The sequence below is a fragment of the Streptomyces sp. NPDC002838 genome (genome assembly GCF_040295365.1).
GTDB lineage: Bacteria > Actinomycetota > Actinomycetes > Streptomycetales > Streptomycetaceae > Streptomyces.
On the sequence record NZ_JBEOVF010000022.1, the window covers coordinates 44898 to 70300 of the forward strand.

Consider the following 25403-nt stretch of genomic DNA (forward strand, 5'->3'; position numbering starts at 1 on the left):
GTGGCTGGTGGAGGGCTGCCTGGGCCGGGCGAGGAGTCGACCTGCGGTTGGTGTGGGGCGTGGTCCGGGTCCGGCGATGAGCTGTTCGGTGGCCGAGGGGGTTGTCTGGGTCCGGCGGGGCTGATCGGTGGCTGGTGGAGGGCTGCCTGGGCCGGGCGAGGAGTCGACCTGCGGTTGGTGTGGGGCGTGGTCCGGGTCCGGCGATGAGCTGTTCGGTGGCCGGTGGAGGGCCGCCCGCGGCGGGCGATGAGCCGTCCGGAGGCTGGTGGGGAGCCGTCCGGGACCGACAGGGAGTCTCCGGGACGCGAGGAGTAGCGTCCCCCTCATGCATGCGATCACTATTCCTGAACCTGGTGGGCCCGAGGCGCTGGTGTGGGACGAGGTCCCGGATCCCGTGGCCGGTGAGGGTGAGGTGCTGGTCGAGGTGGTGGCGAGTGCCGTCAATCGCGCCGACCTCCTGCAGCGGCAGGGCTTCTACGACCCGCCGCCCGGATCCTCCCCCCACCCCGGCCTGGAGTGCTCCGGACGGATCGCCGCGCTCGGCACCGGCGTCTCCGGCTGGGCCGTCGGCGACGAGGTGTGCGCGCTGCTCGTGGGCGGCGGCTACGCCGAGAAGGTCGTCGTACCGGCCGGCCAGCTGCTGCCCCTTCCCAAGGGCCTCGACCTCGTACAGGCCGCGGCGCTGCCCGAGGTGGTCTGCACGGTCTGGTCGAACGTCTTCATGATCGCCCACCTCCGCCCCGGCGAGACGCTGCTCGTGCACGGCGGCTCCAGCGGCATCGGCACCATGGCGATCCAGCTCGCCAAGGCCGTCGGCGCCAAGGTCGCCGTCACGGCGGGCACCAAGGAGAAGCTCGACCGCTGCGCCGAGCTGGGCGCCGACGTACTGATCAACTACCGGGAGCAGGACTTCGTCGCCGAGGTCAAGGAGGCCACCGGCGGCGCGGGCGCCGACGTCATCCTCGACATCATGGGCGCGAAATACCTGGACTCCAACGTCCGTGCCCTCGCCGTCAACGGCCGCCTCGCGATCATCGGCATGCAGGGCGGCGTCAAGGGCGAGCTGAACATCGGCGCCCTCCTCGCCAAGCGCGCCGCCATCAGCGCGACCACCCTGCGCGCCCGGCCGCTCGAGGAGAAGGCGGCCATCGTCGCGGCCGTACGGGAACACGTCTGGCCCCTGGTCGACGGTGGCCACGTACGCCCGGTCGTCGACCGCGAGCTCCCGATGAGCGACGCGGCCACCGCACACCAGGTCGTGGAGGAGAGCGGCCACATCGGAAAGGTGCTGCTCGTCACCTCGTAGAACCCTCACGACCTAGAACCCTCACGACCGTAGAACCATCACGACCGTAGAACCCCCTACGAAAGTCCCCGCCGCACCCGGAGCGCGACGAAGGCGAGCCCCAGGCCGAGCCCGACGAGGATGAGCCCGCTGCCGAGCGGCAGGATCTCCAGCCCGGGCTCGGCGGACCGCTCGGCCCGCCCGGCGGCCTGTCCCTGGTCCGCGGGCCGCGGCGGGTGCCCGGACGGCACGACGCCGGTCGCACGCGGCGGTTCCGGTTCGGCGGTGAGGCCGCCGTCGGCCTCCTGGCCCCCCTCGTCCTCGGGGGCCGCGGTGCCCTCGGCGTCCTCGGGCGCCGATTCCAGCGGTACCCGCCGCCCCGGACGCTCCCGCCCCTCACCCGCCCGGCTCCCGGCCCGCGAGGGCTCGGTGGCGGAAGGGGAGGCGGTCCTGTCGGGCGCGGCCTCGACGCCGTAGGGCCGCCCGGTGCCGTACGACCGCTCAACCCCGTACGACCACCCGCTGCCGAACGGCGAAACGACCACGCCAGCCCCCAGGACCACGCCCGCCGCCAGGACCACGACCAGCAGTCCCGTCGCGCGCGGTGCTCGCCTTGTGCGCCGCTTTGGAGTCACGGAACAATCCTGGCATTCGGGATCTAACCCAGCATTCCGGGTTCCGCCAGAGAGTGGATGTGCCGTGTAAACGGTGGATCAGCCTTCACCGGGGGCACCACGATGGTGAGGTGTAGGGGTGCGAGAGAATGGCGGCATGGAGATGCCGAGGAGCGAAAGGTCGCCGGAGAACCCCCAGATCCTGGTCGTGGGCCAGGACGGGATGGCGCTCGGCGGCGGAGGAGACGAGGACTCCCGCGAGGTTCCGGTGACGGAGATGGTCGAGCAGCCGGCCAAGGTGATGCGGATCGGCAGCATGATCAAGCAACTTCTCGAAGAGGTGCGCGCGGCACCTCTCGACGAAGCCAGCCGAGTCCGGCTCAAGGACATCCACGCCAGCTCGGTGAAGGAGCTGGAGGACGGCCTGGCCCCGGAGCTGGTCGAGGAGCTGGAGCGGCTCTCTCTGCCCTTCACCGACGAGGCGACCCCGAGCGACGCGGAACTGCGGATCGCGCAGGCCCAGCTGGTCGGCTGGCTGGAGGGGCTCTTCCACGGGATCCAGACGACCCTGTTCGCCCAGCAGATGGCCGCGCGGGCCCAGCTGGAGCAGATGCGCCGCGCCCTCCCGCCGGGCGTCGGCGGCCACGAGGACGGCGACGATCCGCGTACGGGCGGCCGTTCCGGGGGGCCCTACCTGTAAGGCCCTACCTGTAAGTCCCCCGATTCCCTCAAGTCCTCGACCCCCGGACGACACGGGCCCGGCAGCAGACGCTGCCGGGCCCTTCACACCGCCTCACATCGCCGGTGTCAGGACGGGTTGCCCGTGGAGATGTCGAACTGGATGTCCGGCGGGCTGTCCGGGTCGAAGTCCGTGCCCGCCTTGGGGGACTGCCGCATCACGGTGCCGTCGCCGTACGTGTTCTCGTTCACCGGGTTCTTGTCGTAGCCCCATCCGGCGGCCTGGAGGCAGGACAGGACCGAGTCCCAGTTCTTGAACGTGAAGTCGGGCATCTGCACCATCTTGGGGTCGTTGTACGACTCCTCCGGCTCGGTGCACTCGGTCTTCTCGATCGTCCGTGTCTTGTCCGGCCCGCGGTAGTCGGCCGCCTGGGTCGCCGATGCCGAGGCGCCGGCACTGCTGTCCCCGCCCGCCTCGGGACTGTCCCCGCCGCTGTTCATGAGCAGGGCCGCGATCAGCCCGCCGATCGCGACGATCGACACCACGATCGAGCCGATGACCACCGGCTTGTTGCCCTTGCCGCCGCCGGAGGGGGACGGGACGGTGGTCTGGGGCGTGATGTTGTACGGCGGCGGGGTCGACGGGGTGTGCTGCGGCGCGTACCCGGCCGGGCCCGGCGTCTGGTAGCCGCCCTGCTGCGGATAGCCGTACGCCGGGGAGGGCGCCGACGGCGCCGGGGTGCCGTACGGGTTCGGCGGCGGGGCCGGCTGGTACGGCGCCTGTACGTTGCCCGTGGGCCCCGGGGTGGCCTGGTCGACCGGCGGGAACACCGCGGAGCCGACGCCGGCGCCGCTCGGGGTCTGCGCGCCCGGGACGATGCTGGGCGCGGCGGGCTGGAAGGAGGCCGCCACGCGCAGGCACTCGTCGCGCATCGCCTCGGCGCTCGGGAAACGCTCGTTCGGGTTCTTCTTCAGCGCGCGGGCGACCAGTGCGTCCACGGCCGGCGGAAGCGAACGGTTGATCGAAGAAGGAACCACCGGCTCCTCCTGGACGTGTGCGTACGCTATGGCCAGCGGCGAGTCCGCGTCGAACGGCAACCGCCCGGTGACCAGCTGGAACAGCATGATGCCGACCGAGTAGAGGTCGGAGCGCGCGTCCACCCCGCGCCCCAGCGCCTGCTCCGGCGACAGGTACTGCGGGGTGCCGACGACCATGCCGGTCTGTGTCATCGAGGTGACGCCGGACTGCATGGCACGCGCGATGCCGAAGTCCATCACCTTGACGACCCCGCGTTTGGTCATCATCACGTTGCCCGGCTTGATGTCCCGGTGGACCAGGCCCATCTCGTGGCTGATCTCCAGCGCGGCGAGCACATCGGCGGTGATCTTCAGCGCCTTGTCGGCGGGCATCGCGCCGAGCTGCCGTACGTCTTCGTCGAGCACCGAGCCGAGCGGGCGGCCCTCGATGTACTCCATGACGATGTACGGCGTCGTCATGCCGTCGAGATCGTCCTCGCCGGTGTCGAAGACCGAGACGATGTTGGTGTGCGTGAGCTTGGCCACGGCCTGGGCCTCGCGGCGGAAGCGCTCGCGGAAGGCCTGTTCCCGGCCGAGTTCGGTGTGGAGTGTCTTGACCGCGACCTGGCGGTCCAGCACGGCGTCGTAGGCGAGGTGCACCGAGGCCATGCCGCCCTCGCCCAGCAGGTCGCGCAGCTGATAGCGGCCACCGGCGAGCGCCCGCCCCGCATACCGGCCGTGTGCGGCGTCCTGGCTCATGTCTCTGCGTCCCCCATAGCCTTTCAGGCGCCGGCTGTCGTTGATCCAATGTGCTATTCCCGGCCAAGTCTGCCGGAGGGCACTGACACGTCAAGCGCGGTGCCCGTTCCGTGACCGTACGCGAAAGAAGCGTCGCGGAAGCGTTACCGCGGGTGTGCGGCTGGTACACAGAATTTGCACGTCGACACGTACTACAGGTTTCATGGCCGGTCCGTCTCGGGCCGATCCCCGGGGCCTTCCCGGACCTGCGGCTTGCGTGGAGGCTGTAGCGTGGCCGACGGAGACCGTAACAACACCGCGCGCACCGCGGGCAGAAACGACGGCGAGGACTGATGGCACAGCAGCAGCGCGCTCAGGGCCCGTCCGACCCCGAGGCGACTGGCGGCGGGATGTCAGATGCGCCGGAAATGTGGGGTAATGGCGGCCTGGTCGGGGACGGCCGATATCGGCTGACCCACAGACTCGGCCGGGGCGGCATGGCCGAGGTGTTCGCGGCCGAGGACGTGCGGCTCGGACGCACCGTGGCGGTCAAGCTGCTGCGCGCCGACCTCGCCGAGGACCCGGTCTCCAAGGCCCGCTTCACACGCGAGGCCCAGTCGGTGGCCGGCCTCAACCACCATGCGATCGTCGCCGTGTACGACTCCGGCGAGGACTTCGTGGGCGGCCAGTCGGTGCCGTACATCGTGATGGAGCTGGTCGAGGGCCGCACCATCCGCGACCTGTTGCTGAACGCCGAGGCGCCCGGCCCCGAGCAGGCCCTGATCATCGTCTCCGGTGTGCTGGAGGCGCTCGCCTATTCGCACCAGCACGGCATCGTGCACCGCGACATCAAGCCGGCCAACGTCATCATCACGCACAACGGCGCGGTGAAGGTGATGGACTTCGGCATCGCCCGCGCCCTGCACGGGGCGTCCACGACGATGACTCAAACCGGCATGGTCATGGGCACCCCGCAGTACCTCTCCCCCGAGCAGGCCCTCGGCAAGGCCGTCGACCACCGCTCCGACCTGTACGCCACGGGCTGCCTGCTCTACGAACTCCTCGCGCTCAGGCCCCCGTTCACCGGCGAGACCCCGCTGTCGGTGGTCTACCAGCACGTCCAGGACATCCCGACGCCCCCGTCCGAGGCGTCCGACGCCTGCCCGCCGGAGCTCGACGGCCTCGTCATGCGCTCGCTGGCCAAGGAGCCGGACGACCGCTTCCAGACGGCCGAGGAGATGCGCGGGCTGGTCCAGTACGGCCTGCAGATGCTGTACGAGCAGGGCGGCCACACCGGCACCTGGAACACCGGCCCCGTCGACATGCACGACGGCCGGCACACCCCGGCGGCGGGCATGGCCGGCACGGCCGTGCTGCCGCACCCCGGCGGCGACTCCTCCGGCACCACGCAGATCCCGCAGCCGATCCTGCCCGCCGGCTACGGCGGCGGGGACGACGGCGGATTCGAGGGGAACGGCAGCAGGGGCGGGGGCCGCGGCAAGCTGTGGATCCTCGCCGTGTTCGCGGTGATCGCGATTGCCGCCGGTGTGGCGCTGGCGCTGAGGGGCACCGGCACCGGCGACGGCGGCCCCGGCACCACCCAGTCGCCGACCACCTCGCAGACCACCAAGAACGAGTCGCCCAGCGAGTCGCCGACCGACGAGGCGACCGAGGAGCCCACGGACACGGCCACGGAGAACGACAGCGGCACCGGTTCCGGTTCGGACTTCACGCCGTCGTACACGCCCTCGTACGAGCCGACGGACCAGCCGACGACGAGCGGGCCGACGGACGAGCCGACGGACCAGCCGACGACCAGCGAGCCGACGGACGAGCCGACGACCAGCGAGCCGACGGGCCAGCCGACGACCTCAGGGCCGACGGGCAACGAAACCGGCGGGGGCGACGTCGGGGGCGCGGGCGACCTCGGCTGACCCGAACCAGCCGCCACGCGCGCGCGTGCGGCCCGGAAACGGGCTCCACGCGCGCGTGCTCTGTTTCTACGGCACCTTGGGCTCGGCTCAGTCGGCTTCTACGGCCCCTGTGGCTCGCTCAGTCGGCGAACGCGTCGCACACCGCGTCGTACTCCCGCGTCCACCACACCGGGAGTGCCGAGGCCGCCGGGAACTGGGAGTCCGCGCGGGTGTCGCCGCGCTCGTAGTGCCAGCGCAGCATCCAGAAGTCGTTGAGGCGCTCCCACCACACGCGGTGCACGGCCGCCGCCAGCTCGGAGGGCGTGGCCCCGGCCGTACGCCGGTACGCGCGCGCGTAGGCCCGCGCCTTTGGCAGGTCCAGGGTGCCTGCGGGCAGGATGAAGAAGATCGCGGCGGCGCGCACGGCCTCCTCCGCGCGGGGCTGCACCCCGAGCCGGTCCCAGTCGACGATCGCGGCGGGCGCGTCCCCCTGGTAGAGCAGGTTGAACGGGTGGAAGTCGCCGTGCACCCAGCCCACCGAGCCTCCGCGCGGAGGCCGCCGGTCGGCGTGCCGCTCCAGCAGTGCGCGCCGCTCCAGGAGCCGGTGATGGGCCAGTTCGTCGAAGGAGTCGGCGGGGCGGTGGCGGCGTACGCGGGCGAGCAGGTCGTCGATGAGGGTGCGGGTGTCGGCGGGGTCGGGGCTGTCGGCGGCGCGAGGGCCACCGTCCGCCGGTTCGGCGCGCGCCCGCGAGTGGGTCGGCATCACGCTCTCCAGGCTCGCGTGCACGACCCCCAGAAGCGCCCCCAGCCGTTCGCACTGGGCGGAGCTGAGCTGGCCGCCGTGGCGGTGCCGGCCCTCGATCCAGGGGTGCAGGGCGTAGGCGTGGCCGCCGACGACGGCGACCGTGCGCCCGTCGCGGCCGGTCAGCGGGGGCGCCACCGGGACGCCGAGGCCGGCCAGGCGCTGGGTGGCCCGGTGCTGGCGGGCGATCGCGGCCGGGTCGGCCGTCTCGGGGTCGAAGTGGTGCTTGAGGAAGTAGCGGCCGCGGGTCGTACAGAGCCGGTAGCCGCGGTTGAGCAGCCCCTGGTCGACGGGCTCGCAGGCGAGGGCGGAACCGGCGGCGTACTGGCGAAGGAGAGCGCCCAGTGGGGGCGCGTGAGGCACGAGGGGTGGTACACAAGAGCGCGGCACGCGCCCGATGCTAGGGCACAGAAAGCGGCCGTGAACTGGGCGTTGTCACAGACAGTCGCTTTCGATCACAGAATGCGCTCGAAGTGGCTCGCCAGGACTCTGCCGGACGAGTGCAAGATGCCGAACCGCCGACCCCGCTCCAGGAGAACTCTTCCCGTGACCTGGGTCACCGGGATAACGTGCCGTTGTTCCGGCCCCCTGCAAGGCTGTGACCAGGAACTGTTCCCGATTTTGCGGTTTTACTTGGAAATCCAAGCAAAAACGCAGGTCAGGAGGGGTTTCACAGAAATGTGGAGCACTGGGTAACGTGCCTTCTGCAGGGCGCTCGCCGGGGCACCTGTCACGCCTGTTCCCGAACGAGCCGCACCCACCCCGTGCGTCCGTGAGGCCACAGGTGAGCCGCACTGGCACCCGGCGAACCCGGGTAGCCGGACCGACGGAGGAGCACACGTGACCGTGGAGAGCACTGCCGCGCGCACACCGCGACGCAGCGCAGGTACGACCGGTTCGAAGAGCACGGCCGGCAAGCGTACGACCGCCAAGAAGGCGTCGGCGAGCGCCAGGAAATCGCCGAGCGGCGAGCCCGAACTCATCCAGCTGCTGACGCCCGAGGGCAAGCGCGTCAAGAGCGCCGAGTACGACAAGTACGTCGCCGGCATCACCCCCGAAGAGCTCCGCGGCCTGTACCGCGACATGGTGCTCACCCGACGCTTCGACGCCGAGGCGACCTCCCTGCAGCGCCAGGGCGAACTCGGTCTGTGGGCCTCGCTGCTCGGCCAGGAGGCCGCCCAGATCGGCTCCGGCCGGGCCACCCGCGAGGACGACTACGTCTTCCCGACCTACCGCGAGCACGGCGTCGCCTGGTGCCGCGGCGTCGACCCGTCCAACCTGCTCGGCATGTTCCGCGGCGTGAACAACGGCGGCTGGGACCCGAACGGCAACAACTTCCACCTCTACACGATCGTCATCGGCTCCCAGACGCTGCACGCCACGGGCTACGCGATGGGCGTGGCCAAGGACGGCGCGGACTCGGCGGTCATCGCCTACTTCGGCGACGGCGCCTCCAGCCAGGGCGATGTCGCCGAATCGTTCACCTTCTCCGCGGTCTACAACGCCCCCGTGGTGTTCTTCTGCCAGAACAACCAGTGGGCGATCTCCGAGCCGACCGAGAAGCAGACCCGCGTCCCGCTCTACCAGCGCGCGCAGGGCTACGGCTTCCCGGGCGTCCGCGTCGACGGCAACGACGTGCTGGCCTGCCTGGCGGTGACGAAGTGGGCGCTGGAGCGCGCCCGCGGCGGCGAGGGCCCGACGCTGGTCGAGGCGTACACGTACCGCATGGGCGCCCATACCACCTCCGACGACCCCACCCGCTACCGGCACGACGACGAGCGGGCCGCCTGGGAGGCGAAGGACCCGATCCTGCGCCTTCGCCGGTACCTCGAGGCCTCAAACCACACGGACGAGGGATTCTTCGCGGAACTGGAGGCCGAGAGCGAGGCGTTGGGCAGGCGAGTGCGCGAAGCGGTCCGCGCCATGCCGGACCCGGACCACTTCGCGATCTTCGAGAACGTGTATGCGGACGGGCACGCGCTGGTCGACGAGGAGCGAGCGCAGTTCGCCGCCTACCAGGCGTCGTTCGCGGACGCAGAGGGGGGTAACTGACATGGCCGAGACGATCACATCCAAAAGCATGGCTCTCGCGAAGGCGATCAACGAGTCCCTGCGCCGCGCCCTGGAGACCGACCCCAAGGTCGTCATCATGGGCGAGGACGTGGGCAAACTCGGCGGCGTCTTCCGCGTGACGGACGGTCTGCAGAAGGACTTCGGCGACAGCCGGGTCATCGACACGCCGCTCGCGGAGTCGGGCATCGTCGGCACGGCGATCGGTCTCGCGCTGCGCGGCTACCGCCCGGTCGTGGAGATCCAGTTCGACGGCTTCGTCTTCCCGGCGTACGACCAGATCGTCACGCAGCTGGCGAAGATGCACGCGCGCTCGCTGGGCAAGGTCAAGCTCCCGGTCGTCGTCCGGATCCCCTACGGCGGCGGCATCGGCGCGGTCGAGCACCACTCCGAGTCCCCCGAGGCACTGTTCGCGCACGTGGCGGGCCTGAAGATCGTCAGCCCCTCCAACGCGTCGGACGCGTACTGGATGATGCAGCAGGCCATCCAGAGCGACGACCCGGTGATCTTCTTCGAGCCCAAGCGGCGGTACTGGGACAAGGCCGAGGTCAACACCGAGGCGATCCCCGGCCCGCTGCACAAGGCGCGCGTGGTGCGCGAGGGCGCCGACCTCACTCTCGCCGCCTACGGCCCGATGGTGAAGCTCTGCCAGGAGGTCGCCGACGCGGCCGCCGAGGAGGGCAAGTCCCTGGAGGTCCTGGACCTGCGCTCGGTGTCCCCGCTGGACTTCGACTCGATCCAGGCCTCGGTGGAGAAGACCCGCCGACTGGTGGTGGTCCACGAGGCCCCGGTGTTCTTCGGCTCGGGCGCGGAGATCGCCGCCCGGATCACCGAGCGCTGCTTCTACCACCTGGAGGCCCCGGTGCTCAGGGTCGGCGGCTACCACGCCCCGTACCCGCCGGCGCGCCTGGAGGAGGAGTACCTGCCGGGCCTGGACCGGGTGCTCGACGCCGTCGACCGTGCCCTGGCGTACTGAGGAGAGGGTCGTGACGACGATGACGGAAGCGTCCGTACGCGAGTTCAAGATGCCGGACGTGGGCGAGGGGCTCACCGAGGCCGAGATCCTCAAGTGGTACGTCCAGCCCGGCGACACGGTGACGGACGGCCAGGTGGTGTGCGAGGTCGAGACGGCCAAGGCCGCTGTCGAACTCCCCATCCCGTACGACGGTGTGGTCCGCGAGCTGCACTTCGCCGAGGGCACCACGGTGGACGTGGGCACGCCGATCATCGCGGTGGACGTGGCGGGCGGGGCGCCGGCGGAGGCGCCCGCCGACAGCCCCGTCGCGAAGAAGGAGGCCCCAGGGAAGGCCCTCAAGGAGGAGCCGAAACCGGCGGGCTCCGGCCGTCAGCCGGTCCTCGTCGGCTACGGCGTGGCGACCTCCTCCACCAAGCGCCGCCCCCGCAAGGGCCCGGAGATCCCGGTCCAGGAGGCGTCCAAGGCGCTCCAGACGGAGCTGAACGGCCATGGTTCCGCCCCGGCCGCGAAGTCGCGCCCCCTCGCCAAACCCCCGGTGCGCAAGCTGGCCAAGGACCTCGGCGTGGACCTGGCGACGGTCACCCCGTCGGGCCCGGACGGCATCATCACGCGCGAGGACGTGCACGCGGCGGTGGCGACGCCGAAGGCACCCGAGCCGGCGACGCAGGCTCCCACAGAGGCTCCGGCTCCTGTCGCCCCCGCCCCTGCCGCGTCGTACGACGCGGCCCGGGAGACCCGCATCCCGGTCAGGGGAGTCCGCAAGGCGACGGCCGCGGCGATGGTCGGCTCGGCGTTCACGGCGCCGCATGTCACGGAGTTCGTGACGGTCGACGTCACCCGCACGATGAAGCTGGTCGAGGAGCTCAAGCAGGACAAGGAGTTCACGGGCCTGCGCGTGAACCCCCTCCTGCTCGTCGCCAAGGCCCTGCTGGTCGCGATCAGGCGCAACCCGGACATCAACGCGTCCTGGGACGAGGCGAACCAGGAGATCGTGGTCAAGCACTACGTGAACCTGGGCATCGCGGCGGCGACCCCGCGCGGTCTGATCGTCCCGAACATCAAGGACGCCCAGGCCAAGCCGCTCCCGCAACTGGCTCAGGCACTGGGCGAGCTGGTGTCGACGGCACGCGAGGGCAAGACGTCCCCCGCCGCCATGCAGGGCGGCACGGTGACGATCACCAACGTCGGCGTCTTCGGCGTCGACACCGGCACACCGATCCTCCCGCCCGGCGAGTCCGCGATCCTCGCGGTCGGCGCGATCAAGCTCCAGCCGTGGGTCCACAAGGGCAAGGTGAAGCCGCGCCAGGTGACGACGCTGGCGTTGTCCTTCGACCACCGGCTGGTGGACGGGGAACTGGGCTCCAAGGTGCTGGCGGACGTGGCGGCGATCCTGGAGCAGCCGAAGCGGCTGATCACCTGGGCGTGAGCCGGACTCGGCCCCCGTTCGAGGACTTCGAGGACGGGGGCCGAGACGAGGGCCGAGCGCTCTCGCGGCGCGGTCAGCGGATCCTCTCGCCGTACACGTGGTCGACCGTCATGGTCATGAGCACCCGGCGGTCGGACACCATCACCGCCCGGTACTCGTCCCAGTCCGGGTGCTCCCCGGCGGCGAGGCGGTAGTAGTCCACCAGGGCCTCGACCTCGGGCCCGTGGGGGTCGGTCCCCGGCCCGGTGAGGGTCACCGTGCCCTCGGCGGTGGCCCACGCCCAGCCGTCGGGGCGGGTCACTTCCAACGCGGCCCGTGGATCCCGGCGCAGATTGGCCGTCTTGGCCCGGCCCTCGGTCATCGACACGTAGAGGACGTCGGCCTCCCGGTCGTAGAAGGGCATGACAGGGGAGAGCTGGGGGCGGCCGTCCGACTTGATCGTCGCGAGGACCCCGAGCCGGCTCTCCGTGAGCAGGGCGCGGGGATCGAAGGGTGTGGCGGTCATGACAGTGCCTCCGAGGGTTTGCGGAACTGCTCGATCATGACCGTATAGCCGGCGCCGCCGTGCCCGTCGGCCACGGCCCGTTCGGTGAGGGCCTTGATGAAGGCCGGAAGTTCGGCGCTGACGCCGAGGGACTCGCTCTCGTGGACGAGGTGTTCCATCGAGGCCAGGTGGGTGTCGAGAGTGGCGTCGAGGACCGAGTGGGTGCCGTCGTCGATCTGCTGGGCGTAGCCGGACAGCCAGCCGGCCACGGTCTCGGTGCTCTGCTTCGCGAGCGGGGCGAAGGCCGAGGCGTCCACCCCCGCCGCGCCGAGCAGGGCGGCAGCTTGCAGAAAGCCGTTCCCGATGCTCCACATGAGGCCCAGCACGGCCAGCTCGTACAGCGACGACAGGCTGGGGTCGGCGCCGATGTACCTCGTTCCGGCGCCGAGGCTCCTCAGTGTTGACTCGTGCGCGTCGAAGGCCGACCGCGGCCCGCAGTGGAGGACGACGGCGTCCGCCGTACCTATGCCCTGGGGAACGGCCATGATCGCGCCGTCCAGATAGGCGATGCCGCGCTGGGCCGCCCATGCGGCGGTCTCGCGGGCCTGCCGTGTGGTGCCCGAGGTCAGGTTGACGAGGACCCGGCCGTCGAGGACGTCCCCGAGCGGGTCGAGGAGTTCGTGCAAGGCCGCGTAGTCCGAGACGCAGACGACCACGAGCGGACTCGCCGCGACGGCGTCCCGCGCCGAGTCGGCGAGCCGGGCGCCCTGGGCGACCAGCGGCTCGGCCTTGGCCTTGGTACGGTTCCACACGGTCGTCGGGTGTCCGTCCCGCAGGAACGCCCCGGCCAGCGCCTGTCCCATCAGACCCAGGCCGAGGACGGTCACGGGAGCGTGGCCGACGTCGTGGTTCTCCATCATGCTTTCCCCCGGGGAGAGTTGGTGGTCATGGCAGAATCGTCAACCTTCACATCGGTATGAAGGTCAAGGGGGATCGCCCATGCTGATCGGAGAACTGAGCCGACGGACCGGAGTCCACGCCCACCAACTGCGCTACTACGAGGCCCAGGGCCTGCTCACGCCTCGCCGCCATTCCAGTGGCTACCGTGAGTACGCCGACGACGCCGTCGTGACCGTCACCCAGATCAGGAGACTGCTCGAAGCGGGACTCTCCACCCAGGACATCCGCTACCTCCTGCCGTGCGCCACCGGCACGGCCCCCGATCTGGAACCCTGCGTCGAACTCGTGGACACCCTGCGGGCCCGCCTGGACGGACTCGACGCCCGCATCGACACGCTCAGCCGGTCCCGCCAGGCCCTCCACGCCTACATCGAAGCCACCGAGCGGCGCACGTCGTGCGTGCACTGAGACACGGCTACACCAACCGTACGGTCGGCGACGGTGCGGTCGTGGAGAAGACCTACGACGGCCCTGACGCCGCCGCGAGGCTCAGGTGCGAGCGGGCGCTGCTGCCCCGGCTGCGGGGCCGCGTCCCGGTGCCTCCGCTACTCCGGGCCGACGACCACACCCTCACGCTCGGCTTCGCCCCCGGTGTCCCGGGCCAGGAACTCCTCGACGCCGGCCACGCGGAGGAGGTGCTGCGGTCCTGCGGGGAGGTGCTGAGGCGCGTCCACGCGACGCCGGCGGACGTGCTGGAGGCCGAAGCGGATCACGCGGGCGGCGGAGCGGGGCGTACCGACCACGTGCTCGTGCACGGTGACTTCGGGCCGCACAACGCCCTCTTCGACCCCTCGTCCTTCCAGGTCACCGCCGTGGTCGACTGGGAGTTCGCCCACCTCGGCGACCCGGTGGAGGATCTGGCCTGGTGCGAATGGATCATACGGATGCACCACCCGGAGCATGTGGACGCTCTCGGTGACTTCTACGACGCGTACGGCGGGACAGCGCCGACCTGGTCGACCCGTCGGGCCGCCATGCTGGCCAAGTGCGCCTGGTACAGGGAGTTCTGTCAGCGGTGGGACCCGAGCGGTCCGGGGGTCCGGCAGTGGGAGGAGCGCGCCGGGATCACGGGCGCCTGGCAGGAGTAGCCCTGATCACGGGTTGCCCGCGGCCCGGCCCGGCCTGGAACCGGCGTCCGGGGCCGGGCGCGGGTAACCCGCATGCCGTCCTACGCCCAGCAGCCGTTCACGGTCGCGGCCAGGCCGTCGATGGCGTCCCTGATGTCATTCGTGTTCGCCGTGGAGCCGTTCTCGATGAAGGAGAACACCTTCCACTTGCCGTCCTTGCCCTGCGTCAGGCCGCTCAGGGCGATCGCGCCGGTGAGGGTGCCGGTCTTCGCGTGGACCTTGCCGACGGCGCACTTGGAGTTCGCGTCGTCGAAGCGGCCCCACTCCGGGCCGAGGGTGCCGCCGGCCTCACCGGAGACGGGCAGGCCGTCGAGCATGGAGCCGAGGGTGTCCTCGTAGCGGGGGTCCGTCAGCAGGTCGAGGATCTGCGCGAGTGTGGCGGCCGGCATGCGGTCGGCCCGGGACATGCCGCTGCCGTCGTACATCTCGAAACCGTCGAGCGACACGCCGTACTGCCGGCTCAGCACTTCACGTACGACCTCCGTGCCGCCCTCGAAGGTGGCGGGGCGGTCCGCGCCCAGGGCGGTCGTCCGCAGCAGCGTCTCGGCGATGTTGCTGTCGCTGGTCTTGAGCATCGTGTGCACGATCTCCGACAGCTTCCCCGACTTGTGCTGCGCGACCGGTACGTCGCTGCGGCTCGCCGTGGCGTGGGTGATGTCGCCGTCGACGGTGATGCCGTCCGCGGCGAGCTGCTTGGCGAAGACCTGTCCGGCGTCGACGGAGGTGTCCATGACGCCGTGTCCGTCGACGACGAGGGCGCGCACCGGGGCGACGTCGCTGGGGTAGTAGCCGGTGTTCCAGCCGTTGGCCAGGGTCGGTTCGGGGAAGAGGCTGTCGTCCACGGCGACCTTCACGGTGGTCAGGCCCGCGGACTTCAGTCCGGCGACCGCCGTCTTCGCCATCTCGGCGAGGTCGTCGCTGGTCAGCGTACGGTCGCCGCCGCCGACGAGCTTGAGGGTGCCGTTGCCGTAGACGACCTTCGTGGTGAACCGGTGGTCGGCGCCGAGCACGGTCAGGGCGGCGGTCGAGGTGGCGAGCTTGAGATTGGAGGCCGGCATCAGCGCGGTGGAGGCGTTGTGGCCCCAAAGGGTGCGGTTCGACTCCGCGTCGATCACCACACCGCTGACATCACTGCCCAGCCGCTTGTCGAGGACGCGGGTGTCGAGGTTGGCGGCCATCTGCTGGTCGCTCGCGTCGAGGCTGTCGGGCTGGTCCGTGGCCGTCGCGGCGGTGTTGTTGTCGGCGGCGAAGGCCGAGGGACCGGCGAGAGCCGCCGAGGCGACGGGCACGGTCACGGCGAGCACGAGGGCCCGCCGGCTGCCTGTGCCGGACTCCTTGGGCTTGCGGTGGCGGCGCCGTCCGCCAGGGACGAAAGAACGCTCGGGGACTTCCGTCTTTATTTCACTCATGGGGGTTCCAAGGCTGTTCTGGTGCGGGGGGAGGGTGTTGCAAGGGCGTTGCAAGGGTGAATTCGTGCGCACCGTACCACCGGCCACATGCGACTCACAGGTAACAAATCCCTGGATGAATGCAGTTGTGAATTGGCAGCCTTTTGGAGGATGAGGATTCTTCTCTTTTTCGCCTGTGTGGACCCCGGATCAATGCCCTGCGTCACGGTCGGGTGGCGGGCGGTGGCCGACCCGCGGGTTGTGTGGAGATGTGATGAAGGGTCCGTCGCCGACGGCGACGGACCCTTCTGCACGTGTGTCTCCGTCAGCCCAGCTTCGCGAAGCCGTAGTTGAGGAGCTTCTTCGCGTCCGTCGTCCGCTGGGTGGCGTTCGTGGAGGCGAGGACCGTGCCGATGACCGTCTTTCCGTTGCGGGTGGCGGCGAAGACGAGGCAGTACTTGGCCTCCGTACCGGAGCCGGTCTTCACGCCGATGGTCCCGCTGTAGCTGCTCAGCAGCGTGTTCGTGTTGTTCCACGTGGCCATCGTGCGGGTGCTGCCCGTCTTCGTGATGGTCTTCGCGGTGTACTTCTTCGTCTTCACGATGGTGCGGAACGAGGAGTTCTTCATCGCACTGCTCGCGAGCTTCGTCAGATCGCGCGGCGTCGAGTAGTTCGCGCCGTTGCCGATGCCGTCGAACGAGTCGAAGTGCGTGTTCTTCAGGCCGAGGCTCCTGGCGCTGGCGTTCATCTTGCCGATGAACGACTTCACGCGCGCCGCACGCGTCGTGCCCGTGCCGAACTTGTCGGCGAGCGCGTACGCGGCGTCGCAGCCGGACGGCAGCATCAGCCCGTACAGCAGCTGACGCACCGTGACCTTGTCACCGACGATCAGACGGGCCGACGAGGCGCCCTTGGAGACGATGTAGTCGCTGTACGCCTTCTGGATCGTCACCTTGGCGTTGAGGTTGAGGTTCGCCTGGGAGAGCACCACCTTCGCGGTCATGATCTTCGTCGTGGAGCCGGTGGAACGCTTGGTGTCCGCGGCCTTGGTGTACAGCGTCTTGCCGTTCGCGTTGTTCATCACGTAGCCGCCCTTGGCGACGATCGTGGGCGCGGTGACGGCCTGCGCGGGCGCGGCGGTGAGGGCTCCGGTCACGAGCATGGCGCCGGCGGTCACGGTGACGGCCGCGGCTCTGCGGATTCGGACGCCCTGAATGCCGCCCTTGATGCCGGTTATCAACTGAAGATACCCCGATTGTCTCGAATGCCCCTGAAGCGCGGCCGGGTTGAGGTGTTGCAGAGAAGGTGGGGCCGCACGTGTGTGACACGTAACTAGCACAGAAGGTTGTGCCGTGGGGCCGTTGGGGGGTGGGACGCGGGTGCGAGGTCCGCATGATGGACGGCCGTCCTCATGCGTACGTGTTGTATCTAAGATGTGCCCATGCCTTCCGCCCCGCCCGCCCCCGTCAAGCGGCCCCCCGCCGCCGACCGCGTCTACGCCCACGTCAAGCAGGGTGTCCTGGACCGCCGTTACGAGGGCGGGGCCCTCCTCACCGAGGGCGAGCTCGCCGAGGCCGTCGGGGTCTCGCGCACACCGGTGCGCGAGGCGCTGCTCCGGCTGGAGGTCGAGGGGCTGATCAAGCTTTACCCGAAAAAGGGAGCCCTCGTCCTGCCGGTCTCCGCCCAGGAGATCGCTGACGTGGTGGAGACCCGGCTGCTGGTCGAGGAGCACGCGGCCCGGAAGGCCGTACCCGCACCGGCCGGGCTGATCGAGCGGCTCGAGGAACTGCTGGCGAAGCAGAAGGCGCAGGCCGCCGCCGGCGACCTCGCCGCGGTCGCCGTCACCGACCGCTGCTTCCACGCCGAGATCGTCCGCAGCGGGGGGAACGAGATCCTCTCCCGCCTCTACGACCAGCTCCGCGACCGCCAGTTGCGCATGGGCGTGGCCGTCCTGCACTCCCACCCCGGCCGGATCGCCAAGGCCCTCGTCGAGCACGAGGAGATCCTCGAGGCGCTGCGCTCCGGGGACGCCGAGGCCGCCGTCGACCTCGTCCACCGGCACGTGAGCTGGGTCTCCCATCTGGCGAGGGGTGAGGTCCGATGAGGAACGCCGCATTGCCCGGTGATCCGCCGGGCGGCCGACGCGCCATGGCCGTCTGGGGCATCGGCGTCTCCGTCTACTTCGTCGCGGTCATCTTCCGTACGTCCCTGGGCGTGGCCGGCCTCGACGCGGCCGACCGCTTCCACGTGGGCGCCTCCGCGCTGTCGACCTTCTCGATCCTCCAGCTGCTGGTCTACGCGGGCATGCAGATACCCGTCGGCCTCCTGGTCGACCGGCTCGGCACCAAGAAGGTGCTCGGCCTGGGGGTCGTGCTGTTCACGGCGGGCCAACTCGCCTTCGCCTTCTCGCCGTCGTACGGCATGGCCCTCGCCTCGCGCGCCCTGCTCGGGTGCGGTGACGCGATGACCTTCATCAGCGTGCTGCGGCTCGGTAGCCGCTGGTTCCCGGCCCGACGCGGACCGCTGGTCGCGCAGCTCGCGGGGCTGGCCGGCATGGCCGGCAACCTGGTCTCCACCCTCGTCCTGGCGCGGCTGCTGCACGGCGTCGGCTGGACGGCGGCGTTCGCGGGCAGCGCGCTCGCCGGGGTCGTCGTACTCGCACTGGTGCTGCTGTTCCTGAAGGACCACCCCGACGGACACGAGCCGGAGCCGTTCCCGCACCAGGGAGCCGCGTACGTACGACGGCAGATCGCCGCCTCCTGGCGGGAGCCGGGAACGCGGCTGGGCCTTTGGGTGCACTTCACGACCCAGTTCCCGGCGATGGTGTTCCTGCTGCTGTGGGGGATGCCGTTCCTGGTGGAGGCACAGGGCCTGTCGCGGGCCACGGCCGGCGAACTGCTCACTCTCGTCGTGCTGTCGAACATGATGGTCGGACTGGTGTACGGCCAGGTCGTCGCCCGGCACCACGAGGCGCGGCTGCCGCTGGCGCTGGGGACCGTGGCGGCGACGGCGCTGCTGTGGGCGACGACGCTGGCGTATCCCGGTGAGCGGGCGCCGATGTGGCTGTTGGTGGTGCTGTGCACGGTGCTGGGCGCCTGTGGCCCGGCGTCGATGCTCGGGTTCGACTTCGCCCGGCCGGCCAACCCGCCGGAGCGGCAGGGGACCGCCTCCGGCATCACCAACATGGGCGGCTTCGTCGCCTCGATGACGACGCTGTTCGCGATCGGCGTGCTGCTGGACGCCACCGGGGACGACTACACGGTCGCGTTCTCGGCGGTGTTCGTGCTCCAGGCCCTCGGCGTCAGCCAGATTCTGCGACTGCGGAAGCGGGCGGCGCGCAGGGAGCGGGAGCGGTTGGTGGCCAGCCGGGTGGAGACGGTGCACGTGCCGGCGTGAGCCGGGCCCTTCACCGGACCGGTACGAGGGTGAGGTGGGCGTACCCCAGCACCCCGCGGTAGTTCATCCACTGGGCGCGGTGTCGGTCGAGCCGCTCGCGGGTCTCGGCGGCCGACGGGTGGTCGCCGTGCCCGGCGAGCCACACCTCGGCGTCGGCCTGGTACCCCGACTCGAACTCCTCCCACTCGTCCAGTCCGGCCGTCTCGACCCACTCCGGCCGGAAACCGGCGCGTACGGCCGTGTCCACGAGGCCCGCGAGATCGTAGTGCTCGTCGGCCGAGGCCTCGGGCCACATCCCGGACAGCTCCGCCGGGCTCGGCGCGCGCTGCCAGAAGCCCTCGCCGAGCAGGACGCGGCCGTCGTCGGTCACCAGCCGGCGCAGCGCGCTCAGGGCCTCGTCGGTGTGGCGGGGCGGCTCGGCCGCGCTGAGGGCCTGACTGGCGCCGAGGCACAGGACGAGGTCGGCGGGGCCGCGGGTCGTGCCTACGGCCGACTCCTCGACGAACTCGACCCGGTGGGCGAGCCCCCTCGCCGTGGCGTTGCGGCGGCCCCGGCTCAGGTCCTCGGCGTTGAGATCCACGCCGGTACCGCGGGCGCCCGGGACGGCATCGAGCACGCGCAGCATCAACTCGCCCCAGCCGCAGCCGAGGTCGAGCACGGTGGCGGGCGCGGTCGCCGCGAGTCGCCGGACCAGCCCGGCCGCGCGGGCCTCGGACAGCGGGCCGTGGAAGGTGAGGCGGGTGAGGCGGGGCGGTCCGTCAGGGCGGTGCGGCGCCGGGACGGTCTCGGGTGCGGTGTCGGTGTCTGTATCGGTGTCGGGCATGGGGCGCACGGTAGTGCGGCGTGACCGATGAACGACAACCGTTATTCGGCTGTGCGGTGGCCCGGCCCTACGGCGTCACCGCGAAGTTCCGCAGGATCTGCGCCGTGAGCTCCAGGTCTCCCTCCGCCTTCACCCGGTCCGCCACGGCCTCCGGCGTCGCGCGGCCGCAGGCCAGGCGGACGTAGGTCTCCCAGTCGAGGGTGAGTGTGGCGGCGGGGCCGAGGGCCGGGACCGTTTCCAGGGTGCCGCGGCCCTGGATGTCGACGCGGATCGTGCGCAGGAACTCGATGGGCCCGTGCACGTCGAAGACGATCGCCGAACTGCGCGGTGCGCTCGCGTCCTCGGCGACGATGCGCGGGAGTTCGCCGAGCAGCACGTCACGGGCGATGTGCGCGCCGGGCGAGTCGAGGTTGCCCGGGCGGCCGAGGGCGGTGCGGAGATCCTGCTCGTGCACCCACACGTTGAACGCGTGGCTGCGCATGGACTCCTCGAGGGTTATCTCCGTGCTCAGCGGTCCGCGCACCTTCGTGCCGGGGTCGCGGGACTCGTTGCGCAGCTGGCGGTTGCGGCGGATGATCACGTACTCCAGCTCGGACGTCATCTCCGGCGCCGTGTGGTGGCGGCGGACGTCGACCTGCATCTCCATGTACCGCTGGTGGTCGTTGGTGACGTGGAACAGGTCGCGCGGGAGTGAGTGGATGGGGCGCGGATCGCCGAGCATCTCGCAGTCCAGGCCGATGACATGGGAGACGACGTCGCGCACCGACCAGCCGGGGCAGGGCGTGCGCCGGTTCCACTCGCCCTCCGCAAGCGGCAGCACCAGCTCGGATATCGCTTCGATGGAGTGGGTCCAGGCGTCGGCGTAGGGCTGGAGAGTGGGATGCAGACTCACGGAACGGGACCCCTCGGCGGTCGGTACTCGGGCGGTTGTGGCGGCGGCGTTGCCAGCGGGAGGGTGGCTGTCGGCGGGTGTCTTGGAACGCTAAGTTACGCTGCTGTGAGGCACCCCGGCAGTGCTTTCGTGTGACGATCGTAGGCCCGTGTGGACGACTCGAATGCCAGGACGGTGGTAGTGTGCGCGCCTCTTTGATGCAGATCGCCGTGAATGAGGGTGAATCGGTCGAATCGCGTCGGCGGCGCGTGGCCTCGCTGGTACGGGATCAGGCCGATGCCGATCTCGTCGTCCTGCCGGAGCTGTGGACCACGGGGGCGTTCGCGTTCGAGGAGTTCGGGCGCGAGGCCGAGCCGCTCGAAGGGCCGACGTACGAAGTCATGGCGAAGGCGGCGAGCGACGCGGGCGTATGGCTGCACGCGGGCTCGATTCCCGAGCGGGACCCTGACGGACCCCTCTACAACACCTCCCTGCTCTTCTCACCCTCCGGCGACCTGGCCGCCGCCTACCGCAAGATCCACCGCTTCGGCTTCGACAAGGGCGAGGCCGTGCTGATGGGCGCGGGGCGGGACCTGGTGACGGTCCGCCTGCCCGGGACCACGCTCGGCATGGCCACCTGCTACGACCTCCGTTTCCCCGAACTCTTCCGCGGTCTCGTCGACGCCGGCGCCGAGACCCTGGTCGTGCCCGCGGGCTGGCCGGAGCGCCGCCGGGCGCACTGGACGCTGCTGGCTCAGGCGCGGGCGGTGGAGAACCAGGCGTTCGTGCTCGCGTGTGGAACGGCCGGGACGCATGCGGGAGTTCCGCAGGCCGGTCACTCGATCGTGGTGGATCCGTGGGGTGAGGTGCTGGCGGAGGCGGGCGCCGACGAGGAGGTCCTCACGGTGGAGTTCGACCCGGGGAAGGTCACGACGACGAGGGAGCAGTTCCCTGCGCTGAAGGACCGGGTGCTGGGGCTGCAGCCCCCCAGCCGTTAGTTCTCAGTCCTCCCGTTCCTTCTCCGCCAGGTGGATCACGCACACCGTCACCGCGATCAGCAGCGCCGGATCCGCGTCCTCCCGTACGACGTCCACGCCGTACGTCTCTCGTGCGAGCAGCCACCGCCGGGAGACGACGGCGAGCAGCTCACCGTCGTACTCGATGGCGAATTCGCGGTCGAGGATCTTGCCGCTGACGTCCAGCTCGGTGCTGCCGTCCGCCAGGGACACCCGGTAGTGGTTGCGCAGCAGTGACAGCCGTTTCCGCCTGATCCGCGCAAGCGGCCGGCCGGCCCGCTCGATGAGCATCGTGTCCCGCAGGGCGAACATCTTCTGGTGGATGTCGATGAGGACGCGCCCGTGCGTGTCCTTCAGCTCGAAGGTGTCCCGCAGCCGCATGGCCTTGCCGTCGACGAGGAAGACCTTGTTGCCGCGGTCGTCCTCGATCCAGTAGTCGTCACCGATGCCGAGGAGCCGGTCGCGTACGAGGAATCTCATGACACGAGGGCTTCCCCGCCACCCGGTCCGAAACGCCGCCTGTAGGCCGACGGGCTGAGCCCGGTTTCGCGCCGCACGCGCGCGCGTAGGTTCCCGGCCGTCCCCAGCCCGCTCCGGGCGGCCACCATGTCCAGCCGCTCCTCCCCCCGCTCGATCAGCCGGCAGGCCAGCGCCACCCTCTCCCCCGTCAGCCAGGCCAGCGGGGTCGTGCCGAGCTGGGCGCGGAAGCGGCGGTGCAGTGTCGCGGGGCTGACCGCCGCACGCGCCGCCAGATCCGCCACCGTCAACGGCTCCCCCAGCGCTCCTGCGCCCACGCCAGCACAGGCCCCAGCGACTCGTCGGGCACGTCCGGCACCGGGCGCTCCACGAACTGCCGCTGTCCGCCGTCCCGGTGCGCGGCGAAGACCAGGCGCCGGGACACCATGTTGGCGATCTCGGCGCCGTGGTCGCGCCGTATGACGTACAGCCCGAGGTCGAGCGCGGCCGCGCTGCCCGCGGCGGTCAGGACGTCGCCCTCGTCGATGAAGAGCACGTCCGGCTCCAGCCGCACTTTCGGGTGCAGCTCCTGGAAGGCCTCGGCCCACATCCTGGGGGTCCCCCCACGCCCTTAAGGCAGTGGGGGAGGGTGGTGGCCCGGCGGCCGTCGAGCAGACCGGCCTCGGCGAGCGCGAAGGTGCCCGTGCAGAAGCTCATGACGCGCGCCCCGCGCGCGTGGGTGCGCCGGATGGCGTCCAGGACGGCGGGGCCGCGCGGTACGACGTTGTCGGGCCGGCCCGGTACGACGAGGGTGTCCGCCGTGTCCACGGCGTCCAGGCCGTGCACACCGGTCACGGTGAAGAAGCCGTGGTTCATCCGCACCTCGGGCGCGGGCGTGCACAGCATGACCTCGTACAGCGGCCCGGGCGGCCCGAGTTCGGGCCGGGGCAGCCCGAACAGCTCGGTGGCGACCCCCACCTCGAAGGGGTTGGTGCCCTCGTCCACGATCACGGCGACCTTGTGCGGGCGGTGCGAGGATCCTTGCGGCATGTGCGATTCCTAGCACTCGTGCGCGCACCGGACCACCCCGACGATGACGGACATGAGCAGCGAACCCATCTCCCTCGCCCAGGCCCTCGCCTCCTTCACCGACCACTGGAGCCCCCGCATCGTCACCACCGTCAACGACTACGACGTCCGCGTGGCCAAGGTCGAGGGCGAGCACCTCTGGCATGTCCACGACCACACCGACGAGTTCTTCCTGGTCCTGGACGGCGAGCTGCACATCGCCCTGCGGGAGACGGACGGCGAGCGCACGGTCGTCCTGCCCCGGGGCGCCGTCTTCACGGTCCCGCGCGGCACCGAGCACAAGCCGTACGCTCCCGTCCCCACAGAGATCCTCGTCCTCGAACCGTCCGGCACCTCCACCGTCGGCGACCGCCACGACGAGGTACCGGACCATGTGGACGCGACCACGGGGCACGCACTGGCCTGACCCGTCGCCGATGGACAGGCCCTAGCGGCGCCGCGGGCGCGGTGCCAGCTTGTACAGGGCCATGCCCGCGGCCAGCATCGTGGTGGCCATGACCACCAGCGCCATGCTGTTCAACCACAGGCCGGTGGCGGCCAGGGTGGCACCCCCGGTGCCGGTGGTGCCGGCGCCGATCACTCTTCCGTACATCGTGTCTCTCCTAGCGGGTTGGTGCGTGGGGGGCGGGCCTCAGGTGGCCACCCACTTCTCCTCGCTGCGGCGCAACAGCCCCCACAGCGAGGAGAAGTAGACGGCGTGCTGGAAGAGGTCGTAGAGCATCTCCGGGATCATCAGCGCCGCGATCAGGACGGCCCTGGGGCCGGCGCGGCGCACGGAGACGGTCTTCTCGACCATGAAGATCAGGCCGATCGCGGTCCAGAACGGCGAGAAGCCGGGCCAGCCGTACAGCGTCGTGTAGGTCGTCATGTAGACGAGGTAGATCAGGAACGACAGCGCGCCGAATCCCATCAGGAACTGCTGGAGGAAGTAGCGGGCGGTGACCCGTGTCCAGCCGTAGTCGCGCAGGTTCTCCAGGGCGCCGCGCTGCCAGCGCAGGCGCTGGTGCCACAGTTTGCCGAGTGTGGGCATGACCTCGGTGGTGACCTCGCAGCCGACCGGGGACATGGCCCGGTAGCCGAGGGTCTTGACCGCCTTGGTCATCTCGTCGTCCTCGGTGAGCGAGGCGAGGCTGTAGTAGCCGGTGCCGCCGCCGATCACCCCGGCGCGGCGGGCGGCGCGCACCTCGCGCAGGACGCGGGCGCGGAACATCGTGCCGGTGCCGGTCAGCACCTGCGCCTTGCCGCCGGTGCGCTCCAGTTCCCAGGCGTAGCGGTGGAACTCCATGCGCTGGAGGAAGCCGAGGAAGCCGCCGCCCTGCTCGCCGTAGAAGATGCCGCCGACGGCGCCGACCTTGCGGTTGAAGGTGGCGAGGGCGGTCTCGGCGAACCAGGGGTTGAGAACGGTGTCGGCGTCCTGCACCAGCAGCAGGTCGCGGTCGTCCAGGTGCGGCAATATCCAGGCGATGGCCTGGTTGAGGGCGCCGGCCTTCTTGCGGGTGTTGCCCTGCGTCTGGAAGACCTGGGCGCCGTGGGCCATGGCGACGGCGGCGGTGTCGTCCGTGCAGTTGTCGGCGACCACCACGATCAGGTCGGGGCGCCGGGTCTGCTGCCACAGGCCGTCGATGGCGGCGGCGATGCGGTCCGCTTCGTTGTGGGCCGGTATCAGGACCGCGAGGCGCGGTCTGCCGACCGGTTCCTCGGGGGCGGCGTGGGCACGGCGGGCGGCGTGCCGAGGCGCGCCGCGCGGTCGCGGGCCGCCGGGTACCGCGAGGTCGAGCATGGCGGGACCCCCCTGAGAACCTTGCGCCACGAGCAGGACCCGGTACCGCTCACCCCCCGGGCCCCTGAGACCTCCCCACTCTTCACGATTTCCCTACAACCCGACAAGTCGTCCCGAGTAACGGACTGCTCACGGTTGTCTCTTTTTGCCCTGTGAGCCCTGTTCGTGACGGCAGCTCAGATCGGGTTCAGACGCCGTAACCGTCGCTGTATCCGTCCCGACGGCTGTGGGGCCGCTGCTCCTCGACGACCGGTGTGTTGGGTGGCATCACGACCCGCCGACGTCGCGCGATGCTGCTGAAGGTGCTGACGCCGATCAATCCGACGATCATCAGGATGATGCCGACCAGGTCGAGGTTGACCCCCTGCATGTCCCAGTCGGTCGCGAACGTGAGGATGGCTCCCGCAGCGATGAGGATGATGCATCCGCCGAGGCCCATGAGTGTCGCCTCCCTGTACGGTCCGGTCGTTCCGGTCCGCGCCCCGGGTACCCAG

25 protein-coding genes and 1 pseudogene are annotated in these 25403 nt (G+C 70.7%); 12 read left to right on the plus strand and 14 right to left on the minus strand.

What is annotated here, in order from left to right; translation table 11 throughout:
* Nucleotides 1–325: 325 nt before the first annotated feature.
* Nucleotides 326–1306 carry an NAD(P)H-quinone oxidoreductase gene (locus tag ABT063_RS26270; protein WP_351061006.1) on the plus strand — a complete coding sequence of 327 codons (981 nt, stop codon included), beginning with the start codon at nucleotides 326–328 and terminating at the stop codon, nucleotides 1304–1306.
* A gap of 56 nt (nucleotides 1307–1362) precedes the next feature.
* On the opposite strand, the gene ABT063_RS26275 is transcribed toward ABT063_RS26270, so the two are convergent.
* On the minus strand, nucleotides 1363–1920 hold the full coding sequence (locus tag ABT063_RS26275; protein WP_351061009.1) for a hypothetical protein: 558 nt from the start codon (nucleotides 1918–1920) through the stop codon (nucleotides 1363–1365).
* A gap of 136 nt (nucleotides 1921–2056) precedes the next feature.
* Here ABT063_RS26275 and ABT063_RS26280 point away from each other — a divergent pair, with 136 nt between their 5' ends.
* Nucleotides 2057–2599, plus strand: a complete 543-nt coding sequence (locus tag ABT063_RS26280) for a bacterial proteasome activator family protein (protein ID WP_351061011.1) — start codon at nucleotides 2057–2059, stop codon at nucleotides 2597–2599.
* Between the two features lie 107 nt (nucleotides 2600–2706).
* On the opposite strand, the gene ABT063_RS26285 is transcribed toward ABT063_RS26280, so the two are convergent.
* Complete coding sequence (locus ABT063_RS26285) at nucleotides 2707–4353, minus strand: protein kinase domain-containing protein (protein WP_351061014.1); 1647 nt, start codon at nucleotides 4351–4353, stop codon at nucleotides 2707–2709.
* A gap of 332 nt (nucleotides 4354–4685) precedes the next feature.
* On the opposite strand from ABT063_RS26285, the gene ABT063_RS26290 reads away from it, so the two are divergent.
* Nucleotides 4686–6266 (plus strand): protein kinase domain-containing protein, encoded by a 1581-nt coding sequence (locus ABT063_RS26290; RefSeq protein ID WP_351061017.1) that lies wholly within the window; start codon nucleotides 4686–4688, stop codon nucleotides 6264–6266.
* A gap of 118 nt (nucleotides 6267–6384) precedes the next feature.
* On the opposite strand, the gene ABT063_RS26295 is transcribed toward ABT063_RS26290, so the two are convergent.
* The gene (locus ABT063_RS26295) at nucleotides 6385–7410 is read right to left on the minus strand and encodes a phosphotransferase (RefSeq protein ID WP_351061020.1); all 1026 of its coding nucleotides are present in this window, start codon (nucleotides 7408–7410) and stop codon (nucleotides 6385–6387) included.
* Nucleotides 7411–7887: 477 nt separating this feature from the next.
* Between ABT063_RS26295 and pdhA the strand changes: the two genes are divergently transcribed.
* The 3 genes from pdhA to ABT063_RS26310 are packed head-to-tail and all read left to right on the plus strand — an operon-like array spanning nucleotide 7888 to nucleotide 11519.
* Nucleotides 7888–9099, plus strand: a complete 1212-nt coding sequence (pdhA, locus tag ABT063_RS26300) for a pyruvate dehydrogenase (acetyl-transferring) E1 component subunit alpha (protein ID WP_351061023.1) — start codon at nucleotides 7888–7890, stop codon at nucleotides 9097–9099.
* 1 nt (nucleotide 9100) lies between these two features.
* Nucleotides 9101–10093, plus strand: coding sequence for an alpha-ketoacid dehydrogenase subunit beta (locus ABT063_RS26305; RefSeq protein ID WP_351061026.1), 993 nt, complete (start codon nucleotides 9101–9103; stop codon nucleotides 10091–10093).
* A 10-nt stretch (nucleotides 10094–10103) separates the two neighbouring features.
* Nucleotides 10104–11519, plus strand: coding sequence for a dihydrolipoamide acetyltransferase family protein (locus ABT063_RS26310; RefSeq protein WP_351061029.1), 1416 nt, complete (start codon nucleotides 10104–10106; stop codon nucleotides 11517–11519).
* A gap of 73 nt (nucleotides 11520–11592) precedes the next feature.
* Here ABT063_RS26310 and ABT063_RS26315 read toward each other — a convergent pair whose 3' ends face one another.
* Entirely contained in the window at nucleotides 11593–12024 is a 432-nt protein-coding gene (locus tag ABT063_RS26315; protein ID WP_351061032.1) for a PPOX class F420-dependent oxidoreductase, read from the minus strand.
* Complete coding sequence (locus tag ABT063_RS26320; RefSeq protein WP_351061034.1) at nucleotides 12021–12920, minus strand: NAD(P)-dependent oxidoreductase; 900 nt, start codon at nucleotides 12918–12920, stop codon at nucleotides 12021–12023. Before ABT063_RS26320 ends, ABT063_RS26315 begins: the two co-directional genes overlap by 4 nt.
* Before the next feature lie 82 nt (nucleotides 12921–13002).
* Between ABT063_RS26320 and ABT063_RS26325 the strand changes: the two genes are divergently transcribed.
* Together ABT063_RS26325 and ABT063_RS26330 are read left to right on the plus strand one after the other, a co-directional pair.
* Complete coding sequence (locus ABT063_RS26325) at nucleotides 13003–13371, plus strand: MerR family transcriptional regulator (RefSeq protein ID WP_351061037.1); 369 nt, start codon at nucleotides 13003–13005, stop codon at nucleotides 13369–13371.
* Complete coding sequence (locus ABT063_RS26330; RefSeq protein WP_351061040.1) at nucleotides 13359–14051, plus strand: phosphotransferase family protein; 693 nt, start codon at nucleotides 13359–13361, stop codon at nucleotides 14049–14051. Before ABT063_RS26325 ends, ABT063_RS26330 begins: the two co-directional genes overlap by 13 nt.
* Before the next feature lie 80 nt (nucleotides 14052–14131).
* Here ABT063_RS26330 and dacB read toward each other — a convergent pair whose 3' ends face one another.
* Together dacB and ABT063_RS26340 are read right to left on the minus strand one after the other, a co-directional pair.
* A complete protein-coding gene (dacB, locus tag ABT063_RS26335) occupies nucleotides 14132–15499 on the minus strand; it encodes a D-alanyl-D-alanine carboxypeptidase/D-alanyl-D-alanine endopeptidase (protein WP_351061043.1) in 1368 nt (455 codons plus the stop codon).
* A 304-nt stretch (nucleotides 15500–15803) separates the two neighbouring features.
* Nucleotides 15804–16718 (minus strand): D-alanyl-D-alanine carboxypeptidase family protein, encoded by a 915-nt coding sequence (locus ABT063_RS26340; protein WP_351061046.1) that lies wholly within the window; start codon nucleotides 16716–16718, stop codon nucleotides 15804–15806.
* 201 nt (nucleotides 16719–16919) lie between these two features.
* On the opposite strand from ABT063_RS26340, the gene ABT063_RS26345 reads away from it, so the two are divergent.
* Nucleotides 16920–17582 (plus strand): GntR family transcriptional regulator, encoded by a 663-nt coding sequence (locus ABT063_RS26345; RefSeq protein ID WP_351061049.1) that lies wholly within the window; start codon nucleotides 16920–16922, stop codon nucleotides 17580–17582.
* Nucleotides 17579–18874, plus strand: coding sequence for an MFS transporter (locus tag ABT063_RS26350; protein ID WP_351061052.1), 1296 nt, complete (start codon nucleotides 17579–17581; stop codon nucleotides 18872–18874). Before ABT063_RS26345 ends, ABT063_RS26350 begins: the two co-directional genes overlap by 4 nt.
* A 10-nt stretch (nucleotides 18875–18884) precedes the next feature.
* Here the strand turns inward: ABT063_RS26350 and ABT063_RS26355 are convergent, their stop codons facing one another.
* Nucleotides 18885–19697 carry an SAM-dependent methyltransferase gene (locus ABT063_RS26355; protein ID WP_351061055.1) on the minus strand — a complete coding sequence of 271 codons (813 nt, stop codon included), beginning with the start codon at nucleotides 19695–19697 and terminating at the stop codon, nucleotides 18885–18887.
* A 67-nt stretch (nucleotides 19698–19764) separates the two neighbouring features.
* Nucleotides 19765–20589 carry a maleylpyruvate isomerase family mycothiol-dependent enzyme gene (locus ABT063_RS26360; protein ID WP_351061058.1) on the minus strand — a complete coding sequence of 275 codons (825 nt, stop codon included), beginning with the start codon at nucleotides 20587–20589 and terminating at the stop codon, nucleotides 19765–19767.
* Nucleotides 20590–20771: 182 nt separating this feature from the next.
* Between ABT063_RS26360 and ABT063_RS26365 the strand changes: the two genes are divergently transcribed.
* Nucleotides 20772–21566, plus strand: coding sequence for a carbon-nitrogen family hydrolase (locus ABT063_RS26365; protein ID WP_351061061.1), 795 nt, complete (start codon nucleotides 20772–20774; stop codon nucleotides 21564–21566).
* Between the two features lie 3 nt (nucleotides 21567–21569).
* Here the strand turns inward: ABT063_RS26365 and ABT063_RS26370 are convergent, their stop codons facing one another.
* Nucleotides 21570–22064 carry an LURP-one-related/scramblase family protein gene (locus ABT063_RS26370; protein WP_351061064.1) on the minus strand — a complete coding sequence of 165 codons (495 nt, stop codon included), beginning with the start codon at nucleotides 22062–22064 and terminating at the stop codon, nucleotides 21570–21572.
* A pseudogene (locus tag ABT063_RS26375) lies at nucleotides 22061–23090 on the minus strand (GlxA family transcriptional regulator). Before ABT063_RS26375 ends, ABT063_RS26370 begins: the two are co-directional and overlap by 4 nt.
* Before the next feature lie 52 nt (nucleotides 23091–23142).
* On the opposite strand from ABT063_RS26375, the gene ABT063_RS26380 reads away from it, so the two are divergent.
* The gene (locus tag ABT063_RS26380) at nucleotides 23143–23535 is read left to right on the plus strand and encodes a cupin domain-containing protein (RefSeq protein ID WP_351061066.1); all 393 of its coding nucleotides are present in this window, start codon (nucleotides 23143–23145) and stop codon (nucleotides 23533–23535) included.
* A 21-nt stretch (nucleotides 23536–23556) separates the two neighbouring features.
* Here the strand turns inward: ABT063_RS26380 and ABT063_RS26385 are convergent, their stop codons facing one another.
* From ABT063_RS26385 to ABT063_RS26395, 3 genes are all read right to left on the minus strand, one after another.
* The gene (locus ABT063_RS26385) at nucleotides 23557–23721 is read right to left on the minus strand and encodes a hypothetical protein (RefSeq protein WP_351061069.1); all 165 of its coding nucleotides are present in this window, start codon (nucleotides 23719–23721) and stop codon (nucleotides 23557–23559) included.
* Between the two features lie 39 nt (nucleotides 23722–23760).
* The gene (locus ABT063_RS26390; RefSeq protein ID WP_351061072.1) at nucleotides 23761–24909 is read right to left on the minus strand and encodes a glycosyltransferase family 2 protein; all 1149 of its coding nucleotides are present in this window, start codon (nucleotides 24907–24909) and stop codon (nucleotides 23761–23763) included.
* Between the two features lie 187 nt (nucleotides 24910–25096).
* Nucleotides 25097–25348 carry a DUF6458 family protein gene (locus ABT063_RS26395; RefSeq protein ID WP_351061075.1) on the minus strand — a complete coding sequence of 84 codons (252 nt, stop codon included), beginning with the start codon at nucleotides 25346–25348 and terminating at the stop codon, nucleotides 25097–25099.
* Between the last annotated feature and the right edge of the window lie 55 nt (nucleotides 25349–25403).